This window comes from Ideonella azotifigens, assembly GCF_006519715.1.
GTDB lineage: Bacteria > Pseudomonadota > Gammaproteobacteria > Burkholderiales > Burkholderiaceae_C > Ideonella > Ideonella azotifigens.
On the sequence record NZ_VIDT01000909.1, the window covers coordinates 1 to 1,832 of the forward strand.

The window sequence follows — 1,832 nt, forward strand, 5'->3', positions numbered from 1 at the left end:
AGCGCGAACGAAGTGGTCGCGGCCTGCGGCGTGAGCCGCCGCACGCTGGACGAGGCGTTCAAGGCGGCTCGCGGCACCACCTTGCTGGCCTACCTGAAGCGCAAGAAGCTGGAGTTCGCGGCCAACCTTCTGCTGCACACCCAGCGCCCCATTCGCGACATTGCCGCGTCCATGGGCTACCGCTCGGTCGCACTGTTTGCGAGCGAATTCCGCGACCGGATGGGCATGCTGCCCTCGCATTGGCGCAGCCTGCAGGCCGCACCGGTCGCGCCAGCCGCCGATCCCTCCTGAACGTAGCCGCCGGCACGCGATAGTTTCCAGAATTCGCGGGTAGCTTGCGGTAATGCGCTCATCCGTGGCCCCGTGAGGGCTCACGCGGCTGGCCCACGGCCCCGGGCTTGCATTTACCGTTGGACCACGGCCTGCATGTCGGCCGCCCACCCTCATCAGGTCCATCAGAGTCAATGCATGGCGGCCTCAAGTCTGACCAAGATTGTTTTTCTTTGGGCCGGTAATGAGTATTCGCCACGTCTCGGTGAAGTCCAGGAAAACCTGGGACATGCATGCCAGATCCAACCCTTCAAATCTCAGTTAAAAGGTGAAATCATCATGAATCTTCGTGTCTCGCGTCTCTTCGCCTCCATTCTTGCGGCCACAGGGCTTGCATTGTCATTTGCGTGCGCCTCTGCAACGGCCGCCAATCCGGGCGCAGCAGTAGAGCAGCCGCTCAGATTCCAGGCCTATGACAACCCGAAATTCCCCACTTTTGCCTTTGGCATGGAGAAGCACGGCACGGTGGTGGGGTATTACTACAACGCCAATTACAATGCCTTGGGTTTCCTGCGCACTGCAGACGGTGGTTATACCGATGTTGTTTATCCCAAAACACCAACCTCGACCTTCGCGCAAGCCATCAACAACGCGGGCAATGTTGCGGGCTACGGGCAAATTGCGGGTGTGAATGGCGCTTACGGCTGGTTCTACGACGCAGCGAGCAAGGCCTTCACTGCGATTGAGGTGCCACACGCCCAGGCCACAGATGTCTGGGGTTTGAACAATCAGAACGTGGTGGCGGGTGCTGCCTATTTCTATACGGATTCGACCGGGCGCGGCGTGGGCTTCACATGGACCAATGGGACGTTCAAATACTACAAAATTCCCGATGCCCAGTTCACCCAGATTTACGCAATCAATGATAACGGGGACGTGGCGGGCTCGTATATTGAGACCAGTGGTGCGAGCCATGATTTCATCTGGAAGGCGGACGGCACCGTCTCCATCCTGGATCCCGTCAACGAATTCAACAACATGGCGGGGGTCGCCGGGCTCAACAAGAATGGCGATTTTGTCGGCCCCTGCTATGACCAGGACTTCAATACCATGGGTTGCTTCTACAAGCGCAGCACTGCCAAGGTCACTTCCTTCAAGCTGGACGGTTTCTCGTCGACGATGCCGTCTGGCATGTCGCATGGGGACATCGTGGGTTATGGCATCGACGCGACCTCGGGCATAGCCCAGGCTTTCGTGATTCCCAAGTCGTCCGTGCTGGGGAAATGAGCGGCCTGCCGCGGGCGATATCGCCCGCGGCTGAATGCATGGCGCCGCGTTGCGTGTAGGCTCAGGGCTACCGCCCCCCTGCACCGGCCCATGCCCGCTCCCACAGTCCCTCAACCCCGCGCTTCCAACCACAGCCACACCACCTTCCGCCAGCGCGCCCGCGCACTGCTGGAGGACCTGGCCCGGCGGCCGCCGCTGGATCAGGTCGCACGGCGGACAGACGCCGCACAGGCACAGGCCTGGGCCGTCGACGCCGGTGACCTGGTGCTGGAGGC

3 protein-coding genes are annotated in these 1,832 nt (G+C 61.0%); all 3 read left to right on the plus strand.

Annotation, left to right across the window (positions count from 1 at the left end; translation table 11 throughout):
* Positions 1-291 (plus strand): helix-turn-helix transcriptional regulator (locus FKP22_RS29125; protein WP_141291647.1); only part of this gene is annotated, 291 nt, incomplete at its 5' end.
* Between the two features lie 135 nt (positions 292-426).
* Positions 427-1,557 (plus strand): hypothetical protein, encoded by a 1,131-nt coding sequence (locus FKP22_RS29130; protein ID WP_141291649.1) that lies wholly within the window; start codon positions 427-429, stop codon positions 1,555-1,557.
* A 90-nt stretch (positions 1,558-1,647) separates the two neighbouring features.
* The coding region (locus tag FKP22_RS29135) for a hypothetical protein (RefSeq protein WP_141291651.1) at positions 1,648-1,832 on the plus strand (185 nt) is incomplete at its 3' end.